Source organism: Novosphingobium sp. (genome assembly GCF_031417815.1).
In the GTDB taxonomy this organism is placed as follows: domain Bacteria; phylum Pseudomonadota; class Alphaproteobacteria; order Sphingomonadales; family Sphingomonadaceae; genus Novosphingobium.
In genome coordinates this window covers 1-24,263 of sequence record NZ_JANOWI010000055.1, presented here as the reverse complement: position 1 = coordinate 24,263, position 24,263 = coordinate 1, and the positions used below count along the sequence as shown (strand labels likewise).

Here is a 24,263-nt window from a genome sequence, read left to right as displayed (position 1 = left end):
CGCCTCCCCCCCCCCCACCTCCCACTTTTATTGTGGTGGGGGGGGGGGGTGGGGTTGGCGCCCGGGGGGCGGGGTTTCCAAGGCCAGACGGACGTCTGGCCGCACCGGCGTCAGCCGGAAAACAACCTACCTGTAGAACACGTGGTTTTCGACGCGGCCGATACGCTTCAGGTGCCAGCCGGGGCTGACGTGAGTCGCGTGAAAGAACAGCGCGCCTTCAACCGGGCTGCGCCAGGCGCCGGAATGGGCGATCTGGGCGATCGCCACGGCATTCTTCCACTGGCGCGAACCCTTGGCGATGCCCGGCATCGCCGAACCGCGCACGAACGAGAACTGCGAGGGCTGGAACACGACGCCGCAATAGGAATTGGGGAAACGGCCCGACTTGGACCGCGCCACCACCACCCGGCCAACCGCCAGCTGTCCGATCAGCGGTTCGCTCTTGGCTTCGAAATAGACCGCACCGGCCAGGCAATGCAGTTCGCGCGAAAGTTCGGCGGGCTGGGGCTGGGCGGCAACCAGTTCGGTCAGCGAACGCGCCAAGGTCGGGCCCGAACCGAGCAGATCGTCGGCTTCGACCGGGGCTGCGGGAACAGCAACAGGAAGCGGTTGGACAACCGGCTGGGAAACCATCTGGAGGGGAGATTGGGCAGCGCTGGTTGCAGCAAGGCTGCTCTGCGCGGCGGCACCGGAACCGTTGGTGCCAAAAGCAATCGAAACAATCATGGCGGCCACTGCAAGTGCACTGGCCCGGCGGAGCTGCTTGCTCATTAATCAACATTCTTGGGCGGTTGGCGCGCCTGCACAGGTCCGGTTTGAGACAAAAACAGCGTTTTATGAGCCCCAAGCCGCAAGAAATCCTGCCGGCTGCCCCCCGTCTGCGTGCTAGCTGGCCGGGCCGAATTGCCCGGTACGCCGCCTACGCCCTTACCGAAAGGTGCGGGGCCTTTGATTGTGCAGTGCAGCGAAGTCAAGCTTACATTGATGTCAATCCGATGAACCGTTCACCATTCGCGATATCCAGTTCAATGATCCACAGCTCGGGGTCCTGGGTTTTGCGGCGGTTCAGGTAGGAATCGAACTCTGCTTCATTTTCAGCATCTTCAGCGCGAATTTCGGACCATTTACGCGGGCCATCCAGGCTTGGCATCCGTTCAAAAAGCCGCCGGTTACGGCCTTTTTCGGCGCAAACAATGAGAATTGTCCCGGCGTCGCGTTCACCTTTTTTGAGAACGGCCGCAAAACCGCCGGCCTGGCTGACTGTGCGCAGCAACCCGGCCACTTCGAGGTGGGCCGGAAGCCGGGCGTCCATAATCAGGCTGCGTCGCGATCGATACCGTTGGCCAGCAGGGCGTAGAGCGCCTCGCCGTCGGCGGCCTCGGCCATGGCGGCGTGAAGCTTTTCATCGCGCATCATCCGACTGATCGCGGCCAAGGCATGGAGGTGCGCCGCGCCCGCGGCTTCGGGCGAAAGCAGCCCGAATACGAGGTCGACCGGCATGCCATCGGCAGCATCAAAAGCGACCGGGGTGGAAAGCCGCAGCACCGCGGCAACCGGGCGGCCGAGATCGGCGATCCGGGCGTGGGGAATCGCCACGCCGCGGCCAAACCCGGTGCTGCCAAGCTTCTCGCGCTCTTCGATCCGTTCGAGAACGATCACCGGATCAAGCCCGTAAACCCCGGCGAATCGCTCTGCCAGGCGGTCAAGAATGGTTTGCTTGCTATCGGCATCGATGGTGCCGACTGCTTCGGGAAGAAGAGAAAACAGTGCAGTCATTTGAGGCACTTCATCCAGGTTGACACCGCGACTTGTGTGGGCAGCGGCCAAGGCGCAAGGACAATCCCTTACGCATCAGCCCCTCCTCGCGTGAATTAGATTGTGCGCGCCTTTACTGCGTGCGTCAGGAAGGTTCAACCCAGCCGATCGAACCATCACCGCGTCGGTAAACCATATTGTGTTTTCCGGTGCCAGCATTTTTGAACAAAAGCGCATTGGTGTTGCGCAGATCGAGCATCATGACCGCATCCGATACGGTGGTTTCAGGCACATCGACGCGCGTTTCGGCAATCACCACCGGGGCATCGGCGGCCACTTCCTCGGCAGCCCCATCGGGTTCGGCAAACACCGTATAAGCCGCTTCTTCCTCGCGCACGGCCTGTGCGCTTTCGGCATGGCGATCGGTGAGGCGCCGCTTGTAACGGCGCAACTGCTTGTCGATCTTCTCGGCAGCCTGGTCAAACGCGGCGTGCGCATCGTGGGCATTGGCCGCGCCCTTGAGCACCAGGCCCTGCATCACGTGGGTAATGACATCGGCGCGAAACGCGCCGGCCGGGGCGCGGTTGAACGTCACCGTGCTCGACAGCGCGCCCGAGAAATACTTGCCGACAATCGTACCCAGCCGATCCTGTACGTGGCGCTGCAAGGCTTCGCCGGTTTCGATCTGGTGGCCGGATACACGAATGTCCATGGTTTTCATCTCCTGTCAGAACGCACGATCAGGATCAGTCGTTCCATAGCGGGGACTTCACCGTTTCGAGAAAAGCGGCATGTGCCGCCAGCTCCTCCACGCTCGCCGCATGCGGCCGGGCGGGGCGGAAGGGACGCGCGCGCACGGGCGCGGCGAGCGTTTCGATTGTGACTACATCGGTCTCGGCGGCCAGCGACAGGCCAATCTGGCGGCCGCCGGTCAGCTCGACATAGACCTGCGCCAGCAATTCGGCGTCTAGCAGCGCGCCATGCCGGGTGCGGTGGCTGCGATCGATGCCATAGCGGGTGCACAAGGCATCGAGCGAATTCTTGGCGCCGGGATGGCGGCTGCGCGCCATCGCAACCGTATCGACCATGCGTTCACGGCTCAGCGGGGGCAGCCCGCACATGTCGAGCTCGGCATTGACGAAGCCGAAATCGAACCCGGCATTGTGCGCGACAAGCTTGCAATCATCGCCAATGAATTCGAGGAATTCGGCGACCTTTTCGTGGAAGCGCGGCTTGTCGGAGAGGAAAGCGATCGACAGCCCGTGGACCGCTTCGGCAGCGGCGGGCATATCACGATCAGGGTTGAAATAGCCGTGGAAGGTGTTGCCGGTGGAAACCCGGTTGACCATTTCGATGCAACCGATTTCGACCATCCGGTCACCGCTTTTGGGATCAAGCCCGGTCGTTTCCGTGTCGAATATGATCTCACGCATTACCCCTTCGATATCTGCCTGTTGCGGCGACTATACAAGGGGGTTGCGCGGCTAATTTTGCGGTGCGGTGATGGTGTGAACCAATTGCTGCACGGCATGGCGCGTTTCTGCGAGGCTGACCCCGGTATCGATCACATAATCGGCCCGCGCGCGCTTTTCCGCATCGGGCACCTGGAGAGCTAGGATCTGCGCGAACTTCTCCGGCGTCATCCCGGGGCGGGCGAGCACGCGGGTCCGCTGCAGTGCCGCCGGGGCGGACACCACCACCACCGCATCGAGCCCGTGCTGCCCGGTCTTTTCGTAAAGCAGCGGGATATCGAACACGATCAGCGGTGCCGCGCTGTTCTCGGCCAGGAAGGTACGGCGCAGTTCGGCCACTTCGGGGTGGACGATCTGTTCCAGCACCTTGAGCGCAGCGGAGTTGCCGAACACGGCCGCGCCCAGTTTCTGCCGGTCGACCCCTTGCGGCCCCGTGGTGCCCGGAAAGGCGCGTTCGATCGGCGCGACGCAGGCCCCGCCCGGCCCCTGCAGTTCGTGCACCGCAGCATCGGCATCGAACACCGCCACGCCCAGACCCCTGAACATCGCTGCGACCGCGCTTTTGCCCATGCCGATGGATCCGGTCAGGCCAAGGATGAAAGGTTTTGTCATGATGTGAGGAGCGCCCGCAATTCAGGATCATGCGCGCGCGGGGCGGGCTGACCGAAGAACTTCTCGAAGGCGGCGGCCGCCTGACCGATCAGCATGGCAAGCCCGTCAATTGTCGCAAAGCCCCGGGCGCGTGCCTCTCTCAGCAGCGGGGTTTCGAGCGGGTCGGTGACAATATCGTAGATCACGCTGCGCGGCGGGGCATGGCTGAAATCGAACTGCAGCGGCGGCTGTCCGGCCATACCCAGCGGGCTGGCGTTGACGACCAGATCAAGCAGCCCTTCGCGGTCGTCGAAAGCAAAATCGGTGGCGGCGGCGAAATGCGCCAGGCTGGCCACATGGTGCTCGCCGCGTGGGGCCAGTTCATCCAGCAGCGCGCGCGCCTTGGCGGGATCGCGCGCCGCGAGCACGAGCGTGAACCCCGCGCCGGCCAGCGCCGCAACGATCGCGCGCGCCGCGCCGCCCGCGCCGATGATCCGCGCCATCCGGTAAAGGTGCGGCCGGGCGAGCGCCTCGCGCAGCGGCTCAAGGAACCCGGCCACATCGGTATTATAGCCAGCCAGCGAGCCATCAGGTTCGCGCACCACGGTATTGACCGCGCCGATCTCTGCAGCGGCAGGATCGATCCGGTCGAGCAGCGGCATAACCGCCTGCTTGTGCGGCATGGTGACGTTGCAGCCGCGCCACAGCGGATCGCCGCGCCGCGCTGCGATGTAATCGGCCAGCCCTTGGCTGGTGGCGCGGCAGGCCCGGTAATCGGCATCGATCCCCAGCTGGCCAAGCCAGAAGCCGTGAATTGCCGGGCTTTTTGATTGCGCGATGGGATCGCCGATGACTTCGGCATAGCCGCGCGTCATGATGCCAACTCACCCAGATCGCGCAGCGCGCCGAGCACCGGCAACAAGGGCATGCCGAGCACGGTAAAATGATCACCCGCGATGCTTTCGAACAATTGCACGCCGCGCGCCTCGATCCGGAAAACCCCGACACAGGTGCCCACCATGGGCCACTCGTGGCCGAGGTAGCTGGTGATGAACCGCTCTGACAATGCGCGCACCTTCAAACTGGCCAGCGCGGCGTGATCCCACAATACAGTGTCATCGCGCGCCAGCGCGGCGGCGCTGTGCAGCTCCATCACCTGGCCCGAGAAGAACCGCAGGTGTTCGGCCGCATCTTCGCGGCTGGCCGGCTTGTCGAACCGGCGCCCGGCCACACTGACCAGCGAATCGCTGCCCAGTATCAACCGCCCCGGATAGGCGGCGCTGACGTCGAGTGCTTTGGCCCGGGCCAGGGCCAGGGCAATCGCGGCCGGCGCTGCACCATCGAGTTCTGCTTCGAACGCGCGTTCGTCGATCGCGGCGGGCACCGCTTCAAACGGCACACCGGCCGCTTCGAGCATCGCCTTGCGCGAGCCGCTTTGCGAGGCGAGTACCAGGCTCACGGGTTCACCTGTCCGTGGCTGCCGCGAAATTCGCTATAGAGGTTGATGATCGCGGCGGCAGCTTCCTCGATCGAGCGGCGGGTAACGTCGATCACCGGCCAGCCGTTGTCGGCAAACATGCGCCGCGCGAACTGCACTTCCTTGGCGACGCGGTCTTCCTCGACATAGGCCGTCTCAGGCGTCTGGCCGAGTGAAAGCAGACGGTTGCGGCGGACCTGGATCAGGCGTTCGGGCGCTGTGGTGAGGCCGACCACCAGCGGGTGCTTCAGCCCGAACAGCGCGGGCGGCGGCGGGCTTTCCACCACGATCGGAATATTGGCGACCTTGTAGCCGCGGTTGGCCAGGTAGATGCTGGTCGGCGTTTTCGAACTGCGCGAGACGCCCGCCAGCACAATGTCCGCCTCTTCCCAGTTCTCCCAGTTGACCCCGTCATCATGGGCAATGGTGAACTGGATCGCATCGACCCGGGCGAAATAGGCTTCGTCCATCGCGTGCTGGCGCCCGGGGCGCGCTTTGGGATGCTGGCCCAGTGCGGCCTCCAGCGCACCGACCGCAGCATCGAGCACCGAGACCACCGGCAGGCCGAGCGAGCGGCAGCGTTCTTCCAGCCGCAGCCGCGTTTCGGCATTGACGAGGGTGTAGAAAACCAGCCCGGGATTGCTGGCAATTTCGGCCATGATCCGGTCAAGGTGCTGCTGCGAGCGGACCATTGGCCAGAAGTGGCGGATCACTTCGGCGCCTTCGAACTGCGCTAAGGCCGCCTTGGCCAGCATCTCGAGCGTTTCGCCGGTCGAATCCGACAGGAGGTGCAGGTGCAATTGCGGCATAGCAGGATGATCGGGCAGCCCTGTGGACGATTTGCGGCATAAACCACGGGAGAACGGGGCTTACAAGTTCGGCATGAAATTGTGCCCCCACTACGGGGATTCCGATTGGACAGTTGTGGACATGTGGACGGCGCGTTCCACAGGCTGGGGATAGCGGGCATAACCGGTGCTTGACGCGCAGGGTGCACGATTCGGATCACGCTTTGCCCTGTTCAGCGCCGGAGAAATCCGGCAAGGGCGCGCAACCCCCGTTTTCCACAGGACCAACTAAAACAGAATCCTTTAAAGATTCTAATTTGATTTTGATTGGATGACCCCGCGATGCCCGGTTTGCTTCTCGACACCCTGCGCGGCCAGAACGCCAAGACGCGGCCGGTCTGGCTGATGCGACAGGCCGGGCGTTATCTGCCAGAATACCGCGCGCTGCGGGCGCAGAAGGGCGGTTTCCTGCCGCTGGTCTACGATAGCGCCGCCGCTGCCGAGATCACGCTGCAGCCGATCCGCCGGTTTGGCTTTGATGGCGCGATCCTGTTTTCCGACATCCTGATCGTTCCCTATGCGATGGGGCAGGATCTGGAATTCCTCGCCGGTGAAGGCCCGCGCCTCTCGCCCCGGTTGGTCGATGCGGGGCTGGCTAGCCTGACTGCCGTGCCAAACCGGCTGAGTCCGATCTATGAAACCGTTCGCCACGTGAAGGCCCAGCTTCCCGCCGACAGGACCCTGCTGGGCTTTGCCGGCAGCCCGTGGACCACTGCGACCTACATGGTGGCGGGCGAAGGCAGCCGCGACCAGCACGAGACCCGTGCTTATGCCTACCGCGATCCGGGCGCGTTCCAGGCGATCATCGATGCCATTGTCGGTGTGACGATCGAATACCTTGCCGGCCAGATCCACGCCGGGGCCGAAGCCGTGCAATTGTTTGACAGTTGGGCCGGCAGTCTGGCTCCGTCCGAGTTCGAACGCTGGGTGATTGCCCCGAACGCCGCAATCGTCACGGCGATCCGGGCGCGCTTTCCGCAGGTTCCGGTGATCGGCTTTCCGAAGGGCGCGGGCGGAAAATTGCTGGCCTATGCCCGCGAAACTCGCGTCGATGCGCTGGGCCTTGATGAGACGATCGATCCCTTGTGGGCGGCGCAAGTGCTGCCGGCAGGCTTACCGGTGCAGGGTAATCTTGATCCGCTGTTGCTGATTGCCGGCGGAGCCGAGCTGGAACGCCAGGCTACCCGCGTGCTGGAAGCCTTTGCCGATCGGCCGCACGTGTTCAATCTGGGCCACGGGATCGGCCAGACCACACCGGTTGAACATGTCGGACAACTGCTGGCATTGGTGCGGAGCTGGCGGGGGTGACGAAGCCGGGCGTAATCGCCTATGGCGGTGTGTGATGAACTGGGTGCTTTCCATGACTTATTACTGGCTCAAGGCCGGACACATTATTTTCGTGATATTCTGGATGGCGGGGCTGTTCATGCTGCCGCGGTTCTTCGTCTACCATCAGGAAGCCGAGCCGGGTGCGCCGGAAAATGCGCAGTGGATCGAACGTGAAAGCCGGCTGATCCGGATCATTCTCAACCCCGCGATGGTCATTGTGTGGGTTTTGGGACTGATCCTGGCCTGGTCGACCGGCGCTTACAGTCAGGGCTGGTTTTACGCGAAACTGGCACTGGTGCTGGCGCTGAGCGGCTATCACGGCTGGCTGATCACTTATCACAAACAGCTGGCAGGGGGCATACGGCGGCTGGAGGGCAAGCGGCTTCGGCTGCTTAACGAAGTACCGGGGATCGCCACCGCCCTGATCGTGATCATGGTGGTGATCAGACCGTTCTGATTGACCTTGGCGCGATCTGCGCCTAATTGAACACCTGCCCGGCATGACCAGCGCGAATCCGCGCGGTGCGATCCGCTTTCCCCAAGCCCATCGATCGTCCGGCCATTTACAGCCCGAATTTTTACGGAATCGATTACCCCTATGCATCTTAAAGAACTCAAGAAGAAAACCCCCGCCGAGCTGGTCGAAATGGCCGAAGAGCTTGAGGTTGAAGCCGCATCGACGATGCGCCGCCAGGACCTGATGTTTGCGATCCTCAAGGAATTGGCCGAGGACGGCGAGGAAATCATCGGCCAGGGCACGATCGAAGTGCTGACCGACGGCTTCGGCTTTTTGCGCAGCCCCGAGGCGAACTACCTGGCCGGGCCGGATGACATCTACGTCTCCCCCAACCAGGTCCGCAAATGGGGCCTGCGCACCGGCGATACGGTTGAAGGCGAAGTGCGCGCACCCAAGGACGGTGAGCGCTATTTTGCGATCACCAAGCTGATCAGCGTCAATTTTGATGATCCGGAGGCGGTCCGCCACCGGGTCAATTTTGACAACCTGACCCCGCTTTACCCGGACGAAAAGCTCAGCCTCGATACGCTTGATCCGACGGTCAAGGACAAGTCGGCGCGGGTGATCGATATCATCAGTCCGCAGGGCAAAGGCCAGCGCGCGCTGATCGTTGCCCCGCCGCGCACCGGCAAGACCGTGCTGCTGCAGAACATCGCCAAGGCGATCACCGACAACCACCCCGAGGTGTTCCTGATCGTGCTGCTGGTCGATGAACGGCCCGAGGAAGTCACCGACATGCAGCGCTCTGTGAAGGGTGAGGTGATCTCCTCGACCTTCGACGAGCCCGCCACGCGCCACGTCCAGGTCGCCGAAATGGTCATCGAAAAGGCCAAACGGCTGGTTGAGCACAAGCGCGACGTAGTGATCCTGCTTGATTCGATCACGCGCCTCGGTCGTGCCTACAACACCGTCGTGCCCAGCTCGGGCAAAGTGCTGACCGGCGGTGTCGATGCCAATGCGCTGCAGCGCCCCAAGCGCTTCTTTGGCGCGGCACGCAACATCGAGGAAGGTGGTAGCCTGTCGATCATCGCTACGGCCCTGATCGATACCGGCAGCCGCATGGATGAAGTGATCTTCGAAGAGTTCAAGGGCACCGGCAACTCCGAAATCGTCCTCGATCGCAAGGTCGCCGACAAGCGCATCTTCCCCGCGCTCGATGTCGGCAAGTCTGGTACCCGCAAGGAAGAACTGCTGGTCGAGAAGGACAAGCTTTCCAAAATGTGGGTGCTGCGCCGGATCCTGATGCAGATGGGCACGATCGACGCAATGGAATTCCTGCTCGACAAGATGAAGGATTCCAAGACCAACGAAGACTTCTTCGCAACGATGAACCAATAGGTCGCAGCGATGTCTGCCGACCTGATGCTGGTGGTTGGCTGCACCGGAGCGGGGAAAAGCACCTATGCCCGCAGTCTGGCAGACGAGCTGGGCGCTTTGCGCTTTTCGATCGACGAGTGGATGGTTGCACTGTTCTGGGCCGACAGTCCGCAGCCGATCGAGTTTGCCTGGACAATGGAACGGGTCGGGCGCTGCGAGGCGCAGATTTTTGCGATGGCCCGGCAGGCCGCCGAGCGCGGCGTGCGGGTCGTGCTTGACCTGGGTTTTACGACGCTGGCGCACCGGGAAAAGTTTCGGGCGCTGGGTGCGGAGGCAGGGTTGCGCGTTGCAGTCCACTTTGTCGATGTGCCGGCAGACGAGCGCTGGCGGCGGGTCGAACGGCGCAATGCGCAGCAAGGCGAGACCTATTCGCTGACCGTGGATCGCGGCATGTTCGATTTCATGGAGGGGTTGTGGGAGCCCCCGACCGAGCCGGAATGGAGCGCGCAGGGCGGGCTGCGGATCGGCACGGAAGAGTGAGTGCCTCCCGGTTTCGGCACGCGGTTCTGACCGGCGCTCCGGGGGCGGGCAAGACGACCCTGCTCAATGCTGCCGAAGCTACGGGGCTGATAACCTCACCCGAGGTGGCGCGGGTCCTGCTCAGGTCACCCGGCGGCATGGCGCTGCGTCGTGCCGATCCGCTAGCCTTCGCCGAAGCCATGATCGAAGCCCATGCCCGCGAATACGAACGCCACGCGAATGCGCCCGGCCCGGTGGTATTCGACCGCGGCTTTCCCGATGTGGTCGGTTTTCTCGATGTATCCGGCTTGCCAGTGCCCAAGGCAGTCGAGCGCGCCTGCCGCACACTGCGCTATTCGGGCCCGATCCTGCGCGCGCCAGCTTGGGCCGAGATCTATGTCCAGGACGCCGAACGGATTCAGGACTGGGATCAAGCTGTGGCCAGCGATGAAGCGGTGACTGCGGCATGGCTGCGCTACGGCTATGACGTGATCGACCTGCCGTTGGTTCCGGTGGCCAAGCGGCTGGAATTTGTAGCCCGCCTGATTCAGTCGCCCGCCGCCTGAAGCTGCGCCGCCATCATCTCCCACAGCTTGTTCACGGCTTTGAGCGGGCGGACCATCACCTTGAAATCCTTGATTTGACCGTCATCATCGAAGGTGATTAGGTCGATTCCGTTAATGTGGATTCCATCGATCTCGCTAGTGAATTCCAACAGGGCATCGTTGCCCTCGATGATTTCGCGAACATAGCGAAAGCTGTCGTTACCCAGCACCTTGGCAGCGCTGAGCAGATACATCATGACTTTGGCCTTGCCCGCTTGGGGGCTATGCACCACCGGAGAATGGAACACGGCATCGTCGGCCAGCTGGGCAGAAAGCAGTCCGGCATCGCCGCCGCTTTCCATGTATTGGTGCCAGGCGGCGACGCCGTCATGCGCCGCGCTCATGCCAGGTGCTCCTTCAGAAACGCTTCGGTGCGGGCATCGGCCAGCTGCGCTCCGGCCTCGTCGCGGCGATCGCCCATTTCGGCGGCAAAGCCGTGATCGAGCCCGGCGTAATCATGCAGCGTGACGCGCGGGTGATCGTCCAGCGCAGCGTGAATCGCGGCTTGCGCTGCGGGCGCCACGAGATGGTCGGCGGTGGGGATGTGCAGCATCAGCGGCTTGGCGATGTGGTGCGCTTCATCGAGCATGGTGTCGATCATCACCCCGTAATAGCCGACCGAGGCATCCACATCGGTGCGCGCTGCCGCCATATAGGCCAGCCTTCCGCCTAGGCAGTAACCGGTGCAGCCGACCTTGGCGATGCCGGCGTCATGGCGGATCCATTTGATCGCCGATTCGATATCATAGACCCCGTCAGCCGCATCGTACTGCTGGAAATACCCGAAAGCTTCGTTCAGTTCGGCCTCGACATCGGGGTTGAGTTCGACCCCCGGGGCAAAGCGCCAGAAAATGTCGGGTGCCACCGCCAGATATCCGGCGGCGGCCCATTTGTCGGCCTTTTGCCGGATCCCCGGATTAACCCCGAAAATTTCCGGGATCACCACGATGGCCGCCTTGGGCGGGCCGGCCGGGCGGGTGACATAGGCGGGAATGGTGCCATCGTGCTTGAGCGAGGGGATCTGAACCGTTTCGGACATCTGTGGGGTGGCTCCATGTGAATTGCGCCGCACCCTAAGCGCGGCGTGGACTTTGTGAAGCCCCTATGCCAGCTTGGGTACAGCGGTGGTCTGGGTGGCAATAGGAGTTGCGCGATGAAAGTTCACGTCGAGATCGATTGCACCCCCGAGGAGGCGCGGACCTTTCTGGGCTTGCCCGATGTTTCAAAGGCCAACGGCCTCTATGTCGAAGCGATTGCCAAGGCCATGAAGGGCGCGGGCAATATCGATCAGGTGCAGGATTTTGCCAAGAACCTCGCCCCGATGGGCCAGGTCGGAATGAAGTTGTTCCAGCAATTCATGGAAGGCGGCGCCGCCTTTGCCTCGGGTGCAGCCAAGAAGAAGGACCCGGACTGACCTCGCGTCAGGTCTATCTGCCATGACCGATACGATCTTTGCCTTGTCCAGCGGCGCTCCGCCCGCGGCGATCGGCGTTATCCGTATCAGCGGACCGCGCGCAGGTGCCGCGCTCGAAGCGCTTGCCGCACGGCTGCCGGGGCCGCGCCACGCCAGCCTTGCGAAGTTGCGCGATGCGCGCGGCGGCCTGCTGGATGAAGCGCTGGTGCTGTGGCTGCCTGGCCCCGGGACCGAAACCGGCGAAGATGTGGCCGAACTGCAATGTCATGGCGGCCGGGCGATCATCGGTGCGATCGAAACCGCGCTTGCGGCGCTGCCGGGGCTGCGCCGCGCCGGGCCGGGGGAGTTCACCCGCCGCGCCTTTGCCAATGGCCGGATCGATCTGGCCGAAGCCGAAGGGCTGGCCGATTTGCTTGAGGCTGAAACCGAATTGCAGCGCGGGGTGGCGCAGGCGATGGCGGGCGGCGCCTTTTCGCGCGTGGTCAGCGACTGGCGTGACCGCCTGTTGCTGCAGTCCGCCGCGCTTGAAGCTGTACTCGATTTTGCCGATGAGGACGATGTCACAACCCTGCCGGCCGATTTCATGGTGCGGATCGCCGCGCTTGAAAGGGAGATCGCGACCTGGTTGGCGCGGCCGCGGGCCGAAGCTTTGCGCGAAGGCTACCGGGTTGTCATCGCCGGACCGCCAAATCTTGGAAAGAGCACACTTTTCAATGTCTTGGTTGAAGCGGATGCCGCGATAGCCACGCCAATTCCGGGCACCACCCGCGATGTCCTGACCCGCCCGGTGGCCTATAGCGGTGTCCCGTTCCTGTTTGCCGATACCGCTGGCCTGCACGACGCGGCCGGCGACGAGGTTGAGGCGATCGGCATCGAACGGGCGCTCGACGCGCTCGATCGGGCTGATCTGGTGCTGTGGCTTGGGCCGGAGGGTGAGGGTCCTGATGGCGCGTGGGAAATCGCCTCGCAGATTGATCGCGGAGACGGGACTCTAAAGCGGCTGGCGCGGCACCGGATCTCGGCCGTCACCGGGGCCGGCATCGATGCGCTGCGGGCCGATCTGGTCACCACGGCCCGCGCCGCCTTGCCCAAACCGGGCGAAGCGGCGCTGAATGAACGTCAACACGGCCTGCTGCGCGATGCGGTGCGTGCCTTGGGCGGCGCCCGGCACGAAAACGATCCGCTGCTGGTTGCCGAGGGACTACGGGTGGCCCGGGTGGCGTTTGACAGCCTGCTGGGCCGCACCGCGACCGAAGATATGCTCGACACGCTGTTTGGGCGGTTCTGTATCGGCAAATAGGACGGGCGGCAGCGAAAGCTGTTCCACGTGAAACAGACCTCGGCTATGCGCCCGGGGATCATGCAGCGCTTTGATATCATCGTTGTTGGCGGCGGGCACGCCGGGGTGGAAGCTGCAGCGGTGGCCGCGCGGATGGGCGCGCATGTCGCGCTGGTCAGCTTTGATCCGGCCGCGATCGGGGCGATGAGCTGCAATCCCGCAATCGGTGGGCTCGGCAAAGGCCATCTGGTGCGCGAAGTCGATGCCTTCGACGGGATCATCGCGCGCGCCGCCGATGCCGGGGCGATCCACTACCGGATGCTCAACCGCTCGAAAGGCTCGGCTGTGCAGGGACCGCGCGTGCAGGCAGACCGGGTGCGATTCAAGGCGGCCGTCCAGACATTGCTGGAGCAGCAGGGCGATCTCACGGTGATTGGCGGTGAGGTCGCGGCGCTGCGGCTGGCCGGCGGCCGTGTAGAGGGCGTCGATCTGGGCGATGGCAGCGCGCTTGAAGCACCAGCCGTTGTGCTCTGCACCGGGACCTTTCTGGGGGGTGTGCTCTACCGAGGCGAAGAACGGCTCATCGGCGGACGGATCGGCGAACAATCAGCGCAGCGGCTGTCCAGGCAATTGCGCGACGCAGAACTGCCACTCGCACGGCTTAAGACCGGGACACCGCCGCGGCTTGATGGGCGGACGATTGATTGGGCGCAGCTCGAAGAACAGCCGAGCGACGCCGAGATCTGGGCGATGTCTGCGCTGGGGCCAGGCCGGGTGTTGCCGCAGCTGTTCTGCGCCATCACCCGCACCAATGCGGCAAGCCATGATGTGATCCGCGCCAATCTGCATCGCTCGCCGCTGTTTTCGGGCGCGATCGGGGCATCGGGGCCACGCTATTGCCCGTCGATCGAAGACAAGATCCACCGCTTTGCCGATCGCGACGGGCATCAGGTGTTTCTCGAACCCGAGGGGCTTGACAGTCACCTGGTCTATCCCAACGGGATCAGCACTTCGTTGCCCGCCGATGTCCAGCTTGCCATGCTGCGGACGATGGCCGGGCTCGAAAGCGTGGAGATGGTGGTGCCGGGCTACGCGGTTGAATACGATCACGTCGATCCGCGCGCGCTGCGCCCGAGCCTTGAAATGCGGGCAATACCTGGGCTTTACTGCGCCGGGCAGATCAACGGGACGACGGGATACGAGGAAGCGGCAGCGCAGGGTCTGATGGCCGGGCTGCACGCCGGGAGCGCCGTGCTGGGGCGCGATCCACCCGCGCTCGACCGGGCGAATAGCTACATGGCAGTGATGATCGACGACCTGACGCTGCACGGGGTGACCGAGCCCTATCGCATGCTGACCGCGCGGGCCGAATATCGGCTGCGGCTGCGCGCCAACAATGCCGCCAGCCGGCTAACGCCGCTGGCCATGCAAAGCGGCTGCGTTGGCGCGGAGCGGGCGGAATGGTTTACCCGCCGCGAAGCCGAACTGGCGCGGGTCGATGAGGCGCTTGATCTGCGCGCGACCGGCAACGAATTGGTTGCAGCCGGCCTGCCGGTGCGGGTTGATGCCGGCCGGCTGTCGCTGCGTGAGTGGCTGCGTTTCACAGGTGTGGGGCTCAAGGATCTGGTCCCCTGGCTATCGGAAGAGCTGCCCGAAGATGCCGAATTGCTGGCCGAAATAGAGGAGGACGCAGCCTATGCGCCCTATCTCGTCAGGCAGAACAGCGAACTGCGTGATCTGCGGGCAGGGGAAGCGCTGCCGCTGGGGGATGATTTCCCCTATGCGGCCATTCCCGGGCTTTCACGTGAAATGGTTGAGCGGCTGTCCGCAGCCCGCCCGTCGACTCTGGCCGCGGCTGGGCGGGTGCCAGGGATCACCCCGGCGGCTTTGGCGGCGCTGTTGGTTCATGCGCGCAGGCGCGCTGCATGATGCTGTCGAATGAAAGCGAAGCCCGTGCCTGGCTTGAAACCCTGCCCGAATGGGACGCGGCGGCGCGCGATCGGATGGAGGCGCTGACCGTACTGCTGCGCGAGGAGAACACGCGCCAGAACCTCGTCTCAGTCGCGAGCCTCGAACAGGTGTGGCTGCGCCATATTGCCGATTCGGCGCAGTTGCTCAGGCATGTTCCACGTGAAACATCATCGCCGTGGCTTGATCTGGGGACCGGGGCGGGATTTCCAGGCCTGGTTGTTGCCGCCTTGCGACCCGAATGTGAGGTGGTGATGGTCGAATCGCGCGGACGGCGGGCGGAATGGCTGGGGCGTGCCGTAATGGCGCTGGGCCTGCCCCACGCGCGGGTTGAGGGCCGCACTCTGGAGACAATTGCGACCCGGCCATTCCGGGTCATTTCGGCCCGCGCCTTCGCACCGTTGCCCAAATTGCTCGTCTTGTCCGCACGTTTTTCCACAAGCACTACACGTTGGCTGTTGCCGAAAGGGCAATCCGCACGGCAGGAACTGCTGGACCTCACCGGCTGGTCGCATATGTTTCACGTGGAACAATCGCACAGTGACGCAAATGCCGGGGTGATTGTCGGCACTTTGGCCGGAACGAAGGGAAACAAGCCGTGATTCGGGTCGCGATCGCCAACCAGAAGGGCGGAGTGGGAAAAACCACCACGGCGATCAACATCGCCACCGCGATGGCCGCAACCGGCTGGAAAGTCTTGCTAATCGACCTTGATCCGCAGGGCAATGCCTCGACCGGGATCGGCCTAGCGGCGCGCGATCGCACCAGTTCGAGCTACGATCTGGTGGTCGACCAGGTTCCGCTAAAAGACTGCGTCATGCCAACCAAGATCCCGGGGCTCGACATCGTTCCGGCTACGGTCGACCTGTCGGGTGCCGAAGTTGAATTGGTTGCGGTTGAGAATCGCGCCGAACGGCTGCGCACCGCCCTGTCTGGCGAGCATGGCTATGACATCGTGTTCATCGATTGCCCGCCCTCGCTCGGGCTGCTGACACTCAATGCGATGACCGCAGCCGATACCATGCTGGTGCCGCTGCAATGCGAATTTTTCGCGCTCGAAGGGCTTTCGCAGCTTTTACAGACGGTTGAGCGCGTCCAGCAGCGTTTCAACCCCGATCTTGGCATTGTCGGGATCGCGCTCACCATGTTCGACCGCCGCAACCGCCTGACCGACCAGGTGGCCGACGATGTCCGCTCGTGCCTTGGCAATCTGGTGTTTGAAGCGGTGATCCCGCGCAATGTCAGGCTTTCCGAGGCGCCCAGCCATGGGCTGCCGGCCCTGGTCTACGACTACAATTGTGTTGGCAGCCGCGCCTACATGGCACTCGCGCGCGAACTGATCGGGCGCTTGCCCCAGCAAAGGAAAGCCGCATGAGCGAGGATCCGGTTGTCCGCATTGCCGCTCCGCGGCCCGAGAGCGCGCCCAAGCGCCAGGCTTTGGGCCGCGGCCTTGGCGCGCTACTGGGCGAAACCCGGCGCGAAGAACCGCTGGTGACGCCAATCAGTTCGGTAGGCGGCGGACAAGACGGGGCCAGGCCGACCAGCGGGCTGGCGATTCTGCCGATTGCCGACATCATTCCGCACCCGGGACAGCCGCGCCGCCGGTTTGATGAAGTGGCGCTGGGCGAATTGGCTGCGTCGATCGCCGCGCGCGGCGTGATCCAGCCGGTGATCGTCGTACCGCACGGCTCCGGCCAGTATCAGCTGGTCGCAGGCGAGCGCCGCTGGCGTGCCGCGCAGCGCGCGCAACTTCATGAAATTCCAGCGCTTATTCGCGACCTCAGCGAACGCGAAGTCACCGCACTGGCGCTGATCGAGAATTTGCAACGCGAAGATCTCAATCCGATTGAAGAAGCCCGGGCCTACCACCGGCTGGCGGACGAAGAAGGGCTGACCCAGGCCGACATTGCCCGCATGGTCGACAAAAGCCGTAGCCACGTCGCCAATTTGCAGCGTCTTTTGAGCCTGCCCGAACCGGTCATCGAACTGGTCGAGGAAGGCAAATTGTCGATGGGGCATGCCCGCGCCCTGATCGGTGCAGACAATGCGCTCGATCTGGCGAGCCAGGCCATTGCCCGCCAGCTTTCGGTGCGCGAAGTGGAAAAGCTGGTGCGCCGGGCCAATGCAACGCCCGCCATGCCGCGCCGCGCGCGGCTTGAACGCAGCTCGGCCGATTCGGCAGACATTGCCGCAGTCCAGAATCATCTTGAGGAGTTTCTAGGCCTGTCGGTGCGGATCAACACCGATGCCGATCCGCGATCGGGTGCGGTAACGATCCGGTATCGCTCGCTCGACCAGCTCGATCTGATCTGCCAGCGGCTCACCGGCGGCGGAATTTAGCCACTTTTACGCACCCGGTACCCGGTCGGCCGATCCAAAGGTTAAGGTTTTACCCCTTCACGGTTAACCATACCCGAAAGCAAACACTGAACACTGTGAACCTACTTAGGGTTTCGACGAATGGGGGGAAATGCCAGCCATTCGGGGGCAGTGGTCGCACTGCCGGCTACTTTGAAGGGACCAGATTCACATGCGTAATTCGCTTCGTCTCGCTGCTGTCGGTGTTGCTGTCGCAGCCGCTTCGCTTGCCACCTCGGCTCAGGCCGCTGCTTCGGCCACCGCCACTGCCACCGCTGAAGTGCTCAGCTCGCTGACACTGACCGTCGATCCGGGCAGCCAGCTCGATTTCGGCCAGATTGCAGCCAACACCGGCGGCACCGTGACGGTCAACGCCGATTCGACCGTTGCCACCACCGGCGGGCTCGTCTCGACCGGCACCCGCACCCCCGTTTCGCTGACCGTTACCGGTTCGGCAGGTTCGTTGGTTGCGGTTACCTTGCCGGCTGCAGCGGTGAACCTGACCCGTTCGGGCGGCACCGAAACGATGGCGCTGAGCAACTTCAACAGCACGCCCAATGGCGCGTTCCAGCTTGATACCGTCACCGGCGTTTCGAGCTTCACCGTCGGCGGCAGGCTGACGGTCGGTGCGAACCAAGTTCCGGGCACCTATGCCGGCACCTTCGTCGTTTCGGTCGAATACCAGTAAGCACATTTCCGCCCCGAACCGGGCGGTAAACCAGGGGCCGCATTCGCCTGATGGCGGATGCGGCCCTTTTTGCATGGCCTGGCACGCGGTTTGGTTAGCCGAAAATTAACCCTGATTGCCTAATCCTTCGGGGAATTCCCGTAGGCCGTGCAGGCGGCCCACGCAGCACCAGAGGATTGTCCATGCCCGTTCCCCGGTTCGCCCGCCGTCTTACTCTCGCGCTTGCCATGGGTGCCAGCCTTGCCGCAGCCGCCCCGGCGCTGGCTCAGGGCGATCTGCTGGTCGCGCCGACGCGGGTGGTGATCAACAATGCCGGCAGCGCCGAAGTGGTGCTTAGCAATATCGGCACCCAGCCGGCCACCTACCGGATCTCGGCCGAACTGCGCCGGATGGGCGAGGATGGCGATTTCACCGAGATTGCCGAGGCTGACGCCAACTCGACCGAAAAGGCCGCGCTGAGCATGATCACTTTTGCGCCGCGGCGCATCACGCTGTTGCCAGGCCAACCCCAGGCGGTGCGCATTTCGATCCGCCCGCCCGAAGGCCTGCCCGACGGCGAATACCGGGTGCATCTCAATTTCCGGGCGATCCCGCCCGCCGTTCAGGCCGATCCGGCTGACCCGGCAGCACCGGCCACCGGGGTCACGATCAAGCTGATCCCGGTCTACGGCATCACGATCCCGGTCTTCGTGCGCCGCGGCCGGCTCGATGCCAGCGCCTCGCTCGCCAACCCGCAGCTGATCCGCTCGGCTTCGGGCGCCTTCATCGAACTTGATGTCAACCGCACCGGCGCGCGTTCGGTCTATGGCGAACTGATCGCCAAGGCTGCAGACGGCACCGTGCTGTTCGATCTGCGCGGGGTGGCAGTCTATCCCGAAGTCGGCACGCGCAAGCTGCGCATCCCGGTGCCGCCCGAATTGTTGCCCAAGGCCAAGGGCCGGGTGACGATCGAATACCGCGAACTGCCCGAAAACGGCGGCGCCTTGCTGGCGCAGACCGTGGCCACTTTCCCTTAAGCGCGCCCGCAAACAGGACCGCGCCGTAACGGCTGACGTCATGACCACCCGCTTCTCCACCCTCAGGCAGGCCGCCGCGGCATTTGCGGCGGCTTTTGCCGTGTGGAGCGCCCCGGCGCAGGCCGAGGTCTGGGTGCCAGGCGAAGACGATGTGCTGCTGCTCGAACTGCATTCGGGCAATTACCGCATCGGCGATACGCTGCGCGGATACCAGACACCTGACGGCATCTGCGTCGATTTCGGCGACCTGATCCAGACGCTCGATCTGCCGGTCCGGCTCGACAAGAAGTCGCGCCGCGCGACTGGCTGGTTGTTTGCCGAGGATCAGAAGATCGTTATCGACCGCGATTCAAACATGGTACAAACCATGAACGGACATAGCGCAATCGCGCCCACCGCGATTCGCGACACGCCCGAAGGTTGGTGCATGGATCTGGGTGCCCTGTCGGGCTGGCTGGGGGTACGCCTGCGGCCAGATCTGCAGAACATGGCCTTGATGCTCGAGAGCGACAAGCCGTTGCCGGCAATCGAAGCGCTCAATCGCAAAAGTCGCGCGGCGCGACTTTCACGGCCCAAGGACAACCAGTTCGATCTGGCAGCGCTGCCCCAGGCCGAAGCCCCCTATCGCAGCTGGCGCACCCCGTCGGTCGATGTCCAGGTGCAGGCGCAGTGGACCACGCGCGACGGATTTCAGACGCGTTATGAGGGCCTTGCCGCAGGCGAAGTGGCTGGGCTGAGCTATGGCGCACGGGTTGCCGCCAGCGACAGCGCCCTGCCCAATTCGCTGCGAATCGGCCTTTTCCGCAACGACCCGTCGGGCCAGCTGCTCGGACCGCTCGGCGCTACCCGGTTTGCCTTTGGCGATGTGGAAACCCAGCCCACGGCGCTTTCATCGCAAAGTGCGTTCGGCCGCGGCGCTTTTGTCACCAATCGCCCGCTGGGGTTGCCGGCGCGCTTTGGCGTGACGACGCTGCGCGGTGTTTTGCCGGCCGGGTGGGATGCCGAGCTTTATCGCAACGGTGAATTGCGCGGTTACCAGTCTGATCGCGGCGATGGGCGCTATGAATTCATCGATGTCGAACTCGATTTCGGAGAGAACGAATTCGATGTCGTGCTCTACGGCCCGCAAGGCCAGGTCCGCCATGTCCGCTCGAACCTGCCGGTTGGAATCGAGAGCCTGCCCGCCGGCAAGACCTGGTACTGGGCCGGCGCGGTGGAGGATGGCCGCGATCTGATCGGGCTGGGCGGACAGCCCGCCGACCCGCTGACCGGCTGGCGCTGGGGCTGGGGGATCGAACGCGGGCTAAACCGCCGCACCACGATCGGCATGTCTTATAACAGCGTGCTACGCGGCGGGGGCCGCGAACACTATTTCGAAGGCGTGCTGCGCCGTTCGATGGGGCCAATGCTGATCGAACTTTCGGCCGCGCAGCAGATGGGCGCAGGCCGCGCCTGGCGGGCAGAAACGATCGGCCGACTGGGCGGTGTCCGCGTTGCCGCGCATGTGCTGTGGATCGACGGCAATTTCGATAGCGAACAGGTCGATGCGCAGATCAACCGCGAATACGATCTGCGGCTTGGCGGGACATTGCATCTGGGCAACTGGCGCTTGCCGGTCGAAGGCGGGGTACGCCAGACCCTGAGCCGCCGCGGCGTGAAGGTCACCGAAGTGCTGACTCGCGGATCGTTCCGGATCAGCCGCGCGACGCTGACGGTTGAGCTGCTGCACCGCGCGGTGAACGGCGATCCGGCCAATGCCTTGGGCGAAGACAGCGGCTGGGCGGTTTCGCTGATCGGCAGCGGCGTGATCGGCCGCGTCCACTTGCGCGGGCAGGCCGAATTCGGGATCGACGGCAATCGCCCTGGGCTCCGCCGTGTACAATTGGTGGTCGATGCCCCGCTCTCCGATCGGTCCAACCTGCGCGGTTCGATCGAGGTTGACGGACAAGCCGATCTGCAGACCTATTCGCTGGGATATGTCCAGCAATTTCCGCGCTTTGCGCTGCGCGCCGAGGGTCGAATCGACAGCCAGGGTCATGTCGGTATGGGGCTGACCTTTGCCTTCAGCCTTGGCCCCGATCCCGCCGGTGGCGGCTGGCGCTTCTCGCGCGAGCGGCTGGCCGAACAAGGCCAGGCGAGCATCGAGGTGTTCCGCGACGATAACGGCGACGGCCAACGCCAGCGCGACGAACCGGCGATCGAGGGGGTCCAGGTCGAAGCGGGATTCCGCCATGCCGAAATGCCGACCAACAAGGCCGGACGCACGGTGATCGACGGACTTTTCCCATATGTCCCGGTGATGGTTTCGATCGATGCCGGCAGCATCAGCGATCCCTTGCTGCGTCCCAAGGTTCAAGGCGTGGTCGTAACCCCGCGCCCCGGCGTGGCGGCAGTGGTATCGCTGCCGCTGGCACCAACCGGCGAGGTTGAGGCGCTGTTGCTCGGTCCCGATGGCCAGGCGCTGGGCGGCATAACGGTTGAACTGACCGATGGCGCCGGGCGGGTACTGTTCCAGACGGTCAGCGATTTTGACGGCTATGTACTGTTCGACAATGTTCCCTATGGCCAATACCGGCTGCGGATCGACCCCAAACAGGCGGCGGCCCTGTCGGTCCAGCCGGGCCTTGGCGATCCGCTGCGGATCGATCAACGCAAGGCTTCGCTGCGGCTGGGACGGGTGCGCCTGGCGGCGCAGCCGGCCATCGCGGCGAACGGGCAAGCGCCTTAATCGATCGATTAAATTGCAGTTGACCGCATGGCGAGGGCAAGGCAGGTGAAGGGCAACAACCTACCAGCCTTGGGAGCCCGCCGATGTCGCTCGATTCGCTAGCCCGCACCGCCTACACCGAAGACCACGAGGCCTTCCGCCAGACCGTACGGCGCTTCATGCAGGAAGAGGTCGCCCCCAATCAGGCGGCCTGGGCCGAAGCCGGGGTGGTGCCCAAGGCGCTGTGGCCCAAAGCGGGCGAACTGGGCCTGTTGTGCCCGACCGTGCCCGAGGAATTCGGCGGGCTGGGCCTCGACTTCGGCTACAATGCAATCGTCGATGAAGAGGGCGCCTACTATGGCCGTGCCACCACCGGCTTTTCGCTGCAATCGGACATCGTCTGCAACTATCTGGTTTCATACGGTTCGCCCGAACAGAAAGCCAAGTGGCTGCCCCGGATGATCGCGGGCGAGGTGATCACCGCGATCGCGATGACCGAGCCGGGCACCGGGTCTGATCTGCAGGCGATGCGCACCACCGCGAAGAAGGATGGCAACCACTATGTCATCAACGGCAGCAAGACCTACATCACCAACGGCCAGAACGCGGACCTGATCCTGGTTTGCTGCAAGACCGACAGCGATGTCCAGCCGGCCTGGAAAGGCGTTTCGATCGTGTTGGTCGAAGCTGAGCGGGACGGCTTCAAACGCGGCCGCAACCTCGACAAGATCGGGCAGGATGAAGCTGATACCTCGGAACTGTTCTTCGAAGATGTGCGCGTGCCGATCACCAATTGCCTGGGCGAAGAGGGCAAAGGGTTTATCTATCTAATGAGCGAGCTGCCGCAGGAACGGCTGTCGATCGCGGTCTCGGCGCAGGCCGCATCGCAGCGCGCGTTTGACGATACGGTTGAATATACCCGGGACCGCAAGGCCTTCGGCAAGCCGATCCTTGATTTCCAGAACTCGCGCTTTGTGCTGGCTGATCTGAAAGCCAAGCTGCAAGTCGGCTGGGCACATCTCGATTGGGCGCTGGCACGGCATCTGAAAAAGGAACTCACCCCCGAGGAAGGCGCCGCGGCCAAGCTGTGGCACACCGACCTGCAATGGGAAGTGATGGACAAGTGTTTGCAGCTGTTCGGTGGGGCGGGCTACATGAACGAATACCCGATCGCGCGGGCCTGGCGCGCGGCGCGGGTTACGCGGATCTTCGGCGGCACCAACGAAATCATGAAAGAGCTGATCGGGCGCAAGCTTTAGAATTTGTTCCACTTACGTGGGATCAACACCGGCCCGCTCCCTCTCCCGGCCACCCATGAGAGTACCTATGAATGGGTGGCCGGGAGGGGGAGCGGGCCGGTGTTGCCTTCACGTAGGTGATCCCGACTCGGGGGCCCCGATTGGGCCCCCTTTTGGTTTCAGAGCTTGCGCCCGATCAGTTCTTTCATGATTTCATTGGTGCCGCCAAAGATCCGCGTCACCCGCGCACTGCGCCAGGCCCGGGCAATCGGATATTCGTTCATATAGCCCGCCCCGCCGAACAGCTGCAGGCACTTGTCCATCACTTCCCATTGCAGGTCGGTGTGCCACAGCTTGGCCGCCGCGCCCTCTTCGGGAGTGAGCTCCTTTTTGAGGTGACGCGCCAGGGCCCAATCGAGATGCGCCCAGCCGACCTGCAGCTTGGCCTTAAGATCGGCCAGCACAAAGCGGGTGTTCTGAAAATCGAGGATCGGCTTGCCGAACGCCTTGCGTTCGCGGGTGAATTCGACCGTATCGTCGAATGCGCGCTGGGCTGAGGCCTGCGCACTGACCGCGATCGACAGGCGCTCCTGCGGCAGCTCGCTCATCAGATAGATGAAGCCCTTGCCCTCTTCCCCAAGGCAGTTGGTGATCGGCACGCGGACGTCCTCGAAGAACAATTCCGAGGTATCCGCTTCATCCTGCCCGATCTTGTCAAGGTTGCGGCCACGCGTGAAGCCCTCGCGGTCAGCCTCGACCAGGACGATCGAAACACCCTTCCAGGCCGGCTGCACTTCGCTGTCGGTCTTGACGCAGACCAGGATCAGGTCGGCGTTCTGGCCATTGGTGATATAAGTCTTGGAGCCGTTGATGACATAATGATTGCCATCCTTCCTGGCGCTGGTGCGCATTGCCTGAAGGTCGGAGCCAGTGCCCGGCTCGGTCATGGCAATCGCCGTGATCACTTCACCCGAAACCAGCTTGGGCAGCCAATGCTGCTTCTGTTCTTCCGAGCCATAGGAATTGAGGTAGTTGACCACGATGTCCGACTGGAGCGAGAATCCGGTGGTCACGCGGCCGTAATAGGCACTTTCCTCGTCAACGATGGCATTATAGCCAAAGTCGAGGCCCAGCCCGCCGTAGGCCTCGGGCACGGTTGGGCACA

27 protein-coding genes are annotated in these 24,263 nt (G+C 63.7%); 15 read left to right on the top strand and 12 right to left on the bottom strand.

Going from position 1 to position 24,263, the window contains the following annotated elements:
* Window positions 1-126: 126 nt before the first annotated feature.
* The 9 genes from RMN99_RS13905 to RMN99_RS13865 form a co-directional block, all read right to left on the bottom strand.
* Entirely contained in the window at window positions 127-771 is a 645-nt protein-coding gene (locus tag RMN99_RS13905) for a cell wall hydrolase (RefSeq protein ID WP_309623923.1), read from the bottom strand.
* Between the two features lie 205 nt (window positions 772-976).
* Window positions 977-1,312, bottom strand: a complete 336-nt coding sequence (locus tag RMN99_RS13900; protein ID WP_309623922.1) for a DUF1491 family protein — start codon at window positions 1,310-1,312, stop codon at window positions 977-979.
* Window positions 1,313-1,314: 2 nt separating this feature from the next.
* Window positions 1,315-1,776, bottom strand: coding sequence for a PTS sugar transporter subunit IIA (locus RMN99_RS13895; RefSeq protein WP_309623921.1), 462 nt, complete (start codon window positions 1,774-1,776; stop codon window positions 1,315-1,317).
* A 124-nt stretch (window positions 1,777-1,900) separates the two neighbouring features.
* Window positions 1,901-2,467, bottom strand: coding sequence for a ribosome hibernation-promoting factor, HPF/YfiA family (hpf, locus tag RMN99_RS13890; protein WP_309623920.1), 567 nt, complete (start codon window positions 2,465-2,467; stop codon window positions 1,901-1,903).
* Between the two features lie 34 nt (window positions 2,468-2,501).
* On the bottom strand, window positions 2,502-3,188 hold the full coding sequence (gene dnaQ, locus RMN99_RS13885; RefSeq protein WP_309623919.1) for a DNA polymerase III subunit epsilon: 687 nt from the start codon (window positions 3,186-3,188) through the stop codon (window positions 2,502-2,504).
* Window positions 3,189-3,239: 51 nt separating this feature from the next.
* The gene (gene coaE / locus RMN99_RS13880; RefSeq protein ID WP_309623918.1) at window positions 3,240-3,839 is read right to left on the bottom strand and encodes a dephospho-CoA kinase; all 600 of its coding nucleotides are present in this window, start codon (window positions 3,837-3,839) and stop codon (window positions 3,240-3,242) included.
* Window positions 3,836-4,693 (bottom strand): shikimate dehydrogenase, encoded by an 858-nt coding sequence (gene aroE / locus RMN99_RS13875; protein ID WP_309623917.1) that lies wholly within the window; start codon window positions 4,691-4,693, stop codon window positions 3,836-3,838. The genes coaE and aroE overlap by 4 nt, the downstream gene beginning before the upstream one ends.
* Complete coding sequence (locus RMN99_RS13870; RefSeq protein WP_309623916.1) at window positions 4,690-5,277, bottom strand: Maf family protein; 588 nt, start codon at window positions 5,275-5,277, stop codon at window positions 4,690-4,692. Before RMN99_RS13870 ends, aroE begins: the two co-directional genes overlap by 4 nt.
* Entirely contained in the window at window positions 5,274-6,104 is an 831-nt protein-coding gene (locus tag RMN99_RS13865) for a pyruvate, water dikinase regulatory protein (RefSeq protein ID WP_309623915.1), read from the bottom strand. The genes RMN99_RS13870 and RMN99_RS13865 overlap by 4 nt, the downstream gene beginning before the upstream one ends.
* Before the next feature lie 321 nt (window positions 6,105-6,425).
* On the opposite strand from RMN99_RS13865, the gene hemE reads away from it, so the two are divergent.
* From hemE to RMN99_RS13840, 5 genes are all read left to right on the top strand, one after another.
* Complete coding sequence (hemE, locus tag RMN99_RS13860) at window positions 6,426-7,451, top strand: uroporphyrinogen decarboxylase (protein ID WP_309623914.1); 1,026 nt, start codon at window positions 6,426-6,428, stop codon at window positions 7,449-7,451.
* Window positions 7,452-7,503: 52 nt separating this feature from the next.
* The gene (locus tag RMN99_RS13855; protein ID WP_309623913.1) at window positions 7,504-7,929 is read left to right on the top strand and encodes a CopD family protein; all 426 of its coding nucleotides are present in this window, start codon (window positions 7,504-7,506) and stop codon (window positions 7,927-7,929) included.
* Between the two features lie 141 nt (window positions 7,930-8,070).
* Window positions 8,071-9,327: a transcription termination factor Rho gene (gene rho, locus RMN99_RS13850; RefSeq protein ID WP_309623912.1), complete on the top strand. Its 1,257-nt coding sequence runs from the start codon at window positions 8,071-8,073 to the stop codon at window positions 9,325-9,327.
* A 9-nt stretch (window positions 9,328-9,336) separates the two neighbouring features.
* A complete protein-coding gene (locus RMN99_RS13845; RefSeq protein WP_309623911.1) occupies window positions 9,337-9,846 on the top strand; it encodes an ATP-binding protein in 510 nt (169 codons plus the stop codon).
* The gene (locus RMN99_RS13840; RefSeq protein ID WP_309623910.1) at window positions 9,843-10,391 is read left to right on the top strand and encodes an AAA family ATPase; all 549 of its coding nucleotides are present in this window, start codon (window positions 9,843-9,845) and stop codon (window positions 10,389-10,391) included. The genes RMN99_RS13845 and RMN99_RS13840 overlap by 4 nt, the downstream gene beginning before the upstream one ends.
* Here RMN99_RS13840 and RMN99_RS13835 read toward each other — a convergent pair.
* Window positions 10,373-10,774, bottom strand: coding sequence for a nuclear transport factor 2 family protein (locus RMN99_RS13835; protein ID WP_309623909.1), 402 nt, complete (start codon window positions 10,772-10,774; stop codon window positions 10,373-10,375). The genes RMN99_RS13840 and RMN99_RS13835 overlap by 19 nt on opposite strands.
* The gene (locus RMN99_RS13830) at window positions 10,771-11,469 is read right to left on the bottom strand and encodes a dienelactone hydrolase family protein (protein WP_309623908.1); all 699 of its coding nucleotides are present in this window, start codon (window positions 11,467-11,469) and stop codon (window positions 10,771-10,773) included. Before RMN99_RS13830 ends, RMN99_RS13835 begins: the two co-directional genes overlap by 4 nt.
* 114 nt (window positions 11,470-11,583) lie before the next feature.
* On the opposite strand from RMN99_RS13830, the gene RMN99_RS13825 reads away from it, so the two are divergent.
* The 10 genes from RMN99_RS13825 (at window position 11,584) to RMN99_RS13780 (ending at window position 23,119) form a co-directional block, all read left to right on the top strand.
* A complete protein-coding gene (locus RMN99_RS13825) occupies window positions 11,584-11,844 on the top strand; it encodes a DUF6489 family protein (protein ID WP_309623907.1) in 261 nt (86 codons plus the stop codon).
* Window positions 11,845-11,866: 22 nt separating this feature from the next.
* Window positions 11,867-13,144, top strand: a complete 1,278-nt coding sequence (mnmE, locus tag RMN99_RS13820; RefSeq protein ID WP_309623906.1) for a tRNA uridine-5-carboxymethylaminomethyl(34) synthesis GTPase MnmE — start codon at window positions 11,867-11,869, stop codon at window positions 13,142-13,144.
* Between the two features lie 60 nt (window positions 13,145-13,204).
* The gene (mnmG, locus tag RMN99_RS13815) at window positions 13,205-15,052 is read left to right on the top strand and encodes a tRNA uridine-5-carboxymethylaminomethyl(34) synthesis enzyme MnmG (RefSeq protein WP_309623925.1); all 1,848 of its coding nucleotides are present in this window, start codon (window positions 13,205-13,207) and stop codon (window positions 15,050-15,052) included.
* Window positions 15,052-15,693, top strand: a complete 642-nt coding sequence (gene rsmG / locus RMN99_RS13810; protein WP_309623924.1) for a 16S rRNA (guanine(527)-N(7))-methyltransferase RsmG — start codon at window positions 15,052-15,054, stop codon at window positions 15,691-15,693. Before mnmG ends, rsmG begins: the two co-directional genes overlap by 1 nt.
* The gene (locus tag RMN99_RS13805) at window positions 15,690-16,466 is read left to right on the top strand and encodes an AAA family ATPase (RefSeq protein WP_309623905.1); all 777 of its coding nucleotides are present in this window, start codon (window positions 15,690-15,692) and stop codon (window positions 16,464-16,466) included. Before rsmG ends, RMN99_RS13805 begins: the two co-directional genes overlap by 4 nt.
* A complete protein-coding gene (locus tag RMN99_RS13800; protein WP_309623904.1) occupies window positions 16,463-17,431 on the top strand; it encodes a ParB/RepB/Spo0J family partition protein in 969 nt (322 codons plus the stop codon). The genes RMN99_RS13805 and RMN99_RS13800 overlap by 4 nt, the downstream gene beginning before the upstream one ends.
* Window positions 17,432-17,621: 190 nt before the next feature.
* Window positions 17,622-18,137, top strand: coding sequence for a DUF4402 domain-containing protein (locus tag RMN99_RS13795; RefSeq protein ID WP_309623903.1), 516 nt, complete (start codon window positions 17,622-17,624; stop codon window positions 18,135-18,137).
* A gap of 182 nt (window positions 18,138-18,319) precedes the next feature.
* Window positions 18,320-19,153: an Fn3-like domain-containing protein gene (locus RMN99_RS13790; RefSeq protein WP_309623902.1), complete on the top strand. Its 834-nt coding sequence runs from the start codon at window positions 18,320-18,322 to the stop codon at window positions 19,151-19,153.
* 40 nt (window positions 19,154-19,193) lie between these two features.
* Entirely contained in the window at window positions 19,194-21,881 is a 2,688-nt protein-coding gene (locus RMN99_RS13785) for a carboxypeptidase-like regulatory domain-containing protein (RefSeq protein ID WP_309623901.1), read from the top strand.
* Between the two features lie 83 nt (window positions 21,882-21,964).
* Window positions 21,965-23,119 carry an acyl-CoA dehydrogenase family protein gene (locus RMN99_RS13780; protein ID WP_309623900.1) on the top strand — a complete coding sequence of 385 codons (1,155 nt, stop codon included), beginning with the start codon at window positions 21,965-21,967 and terminating at the stop codon, window positions 23,117-23,119.
* Between the two features lie 158 nt (window positions 23,120-23,277).
* Here RMN99_RS13780 and RMN99_RS13775 read toward each other — a convergent pair.
* The coding region (locus RMN99_RS13775; protein WP_309623899.1) for an acyl-CoA dehydrogenase family protein at window positions 23,278-24,263 on the bottom strand (986 nt) is incomplete at its 5' end.

Bases quoted from the DNA above. Each gene is read 5' to 3' on its own strand.
- RMN99_RS13905 (WP_309623923.1), bottom strand. From the start codon at position 771: ATGAGCAAGCAGCTCCGCCGGGCCAGTGCACTTGCAGTGGCCGCCATG.
- RMN99_RS13900 (WP_309623922.1), bottom strand. From the start codon at position 1,312: ATGGACGCCCGGCTTCCGGCCCACCTCGAAGTGGCCGGGTTGCTGCGC.
- RMN99_RS13895 (WP_309623921.1), bottom strand. From the start codon at position 1,776: ATGACTGCACTGTTTTCTCTTCTTCCCGAAGCAGTCGGCACCATCGAT.
- hpf (WP_309623920.1), bottom strand. From the start codon at position 2,467: ATGGACATTCGTGTATCCGGCCACCAGATCGAAACCGGCGAAGCCTTG.
- dnaQ (WP_309623919.1), bottom strand. From the start codon at position 3,188: ATGCGTGAGATCATATTCGACACGGAAACGACCGGGCTTGATCCCAAA.
- coaE (WP_309623918.1), bottom strand. From the start codon at position 3,839: ATGACAAAACCTTTCATCCTTGGCCTGACCGGATCCATCGGCATGGGC.
- aroE (WP_309623917.1), bottom strand. From the start codon at position 4,693: ATGACGCGCGGCTATGCCGAAGTCATCGGCGATCCCATCGCGCAATCA.
- RMN99_RS13865 (WP_309623915.1), bottom strand. From the start codon at position 6,104: ATGCCGCAATTGCACCTGCACCTCCTGTCGGATTCGACCGGCGAAACG.
- hemE (WP_309623914.1), top strand. From the start codon at position 6,426: ATGCCCGGTTTGCTTCTCGACACCCTGCGCGGCCAGAACGCCAAGACG.
- RMN99_RS13855 (WP_309623913.1), top strand. From the start codon at position 7,504: ATGACTTATTACTGGCTCAAGGCCGGACACATTATTTTCGTGATATTC.
- rho (WP_309623912.1), top strand. From the start codon at position 8,071: ATGCATCTTAAAGAACTCAAGAAGAAAACCCCCGCCGAGCTGGTCGAA.
- RMN99_RS13845 (WP_309623911.1), top strand. From the start codon at position 9,337: ATGTCTGCCGACCTGATGCTGGTGGTTGGCTGCACCGGAGCGGGGAAA.
- RMN99_RS13835 (WP_309623909.1), bottom strand. From the start codon at position 10,774: ATGAGCGCGGCGCATGACGGCGTCGCCGCCTGGCACCAATACATGGAA.
- RMN99_RS13830 (WP_309623908.1), bottom strand. From the start codon at position 11,469: ATGTCCGAAACGGTTCAGATCCCCTCGCTCAAGCACGATGGCACCATT.
- RMN99_RS13825 (WP_309623907.1), top strand. From the start codon at position 11,584: ATGAAAGTTCACGTCGAGATCGATTGCACCCCCGAGGAGGCGCGGACC.
- mnmE (WP_309623906.1), top strand. From the start codon at position 11,867: ATGACCGATACGATCTTTGCCTTGTCCAGCGGCGCTCCGCCCGCGGCG.
- mnmG (WP_309623925.1), top strand. From the start codon at position 13,205: ATGCAGCGCTTTGATATCATCGTTGTTGGCGGCGGGCACGCCGGGGTG.
- rsmG (WP_309623924.1), top strand. From the start codon at position 15,052: ATGCTGTCGAATGAAAGCGAAGCCCGTGCCTGGCTTGAAACCCTGCCC.
- RMN99_RS13800 (WP_309623904.1), top strand. From the start codon at position 16,463: ATGAGCGAGGATCCGGTTGTCCGCATTGCCGCTCCGCGGCCCGAGAGC.
- RMN99_RS13795 (WP_309623903.1), top strand. From the start codon at position 17,622: ATGCGTAATTCGCTTCGTCTCGCTGCTGTCGGTGTTGCTGTCGCAGCC.
- RMN99_RS13790 (WP_309623902.1), top strand. From the start codon at position 18,320: ATGCCCGTTCCCCGGTTCGCCCGCCGTCTTACTCTCGCGCTTGCCATG.
- RMN99_RS13785 (WP_309623901.1), top strand. From the start codon at position 19,194: ATGACCACCCGCTTCTCCACCCTCAGGCAGGCCGCCGCGGCATTTGCG.
- RMN99_RS13780 (WP_309623900.1), top strand. From the start codon at position 21,965: ATGTCGCTCGATTCGCTAGCCCGCACCGCCTACACCGAAGACCACGAG.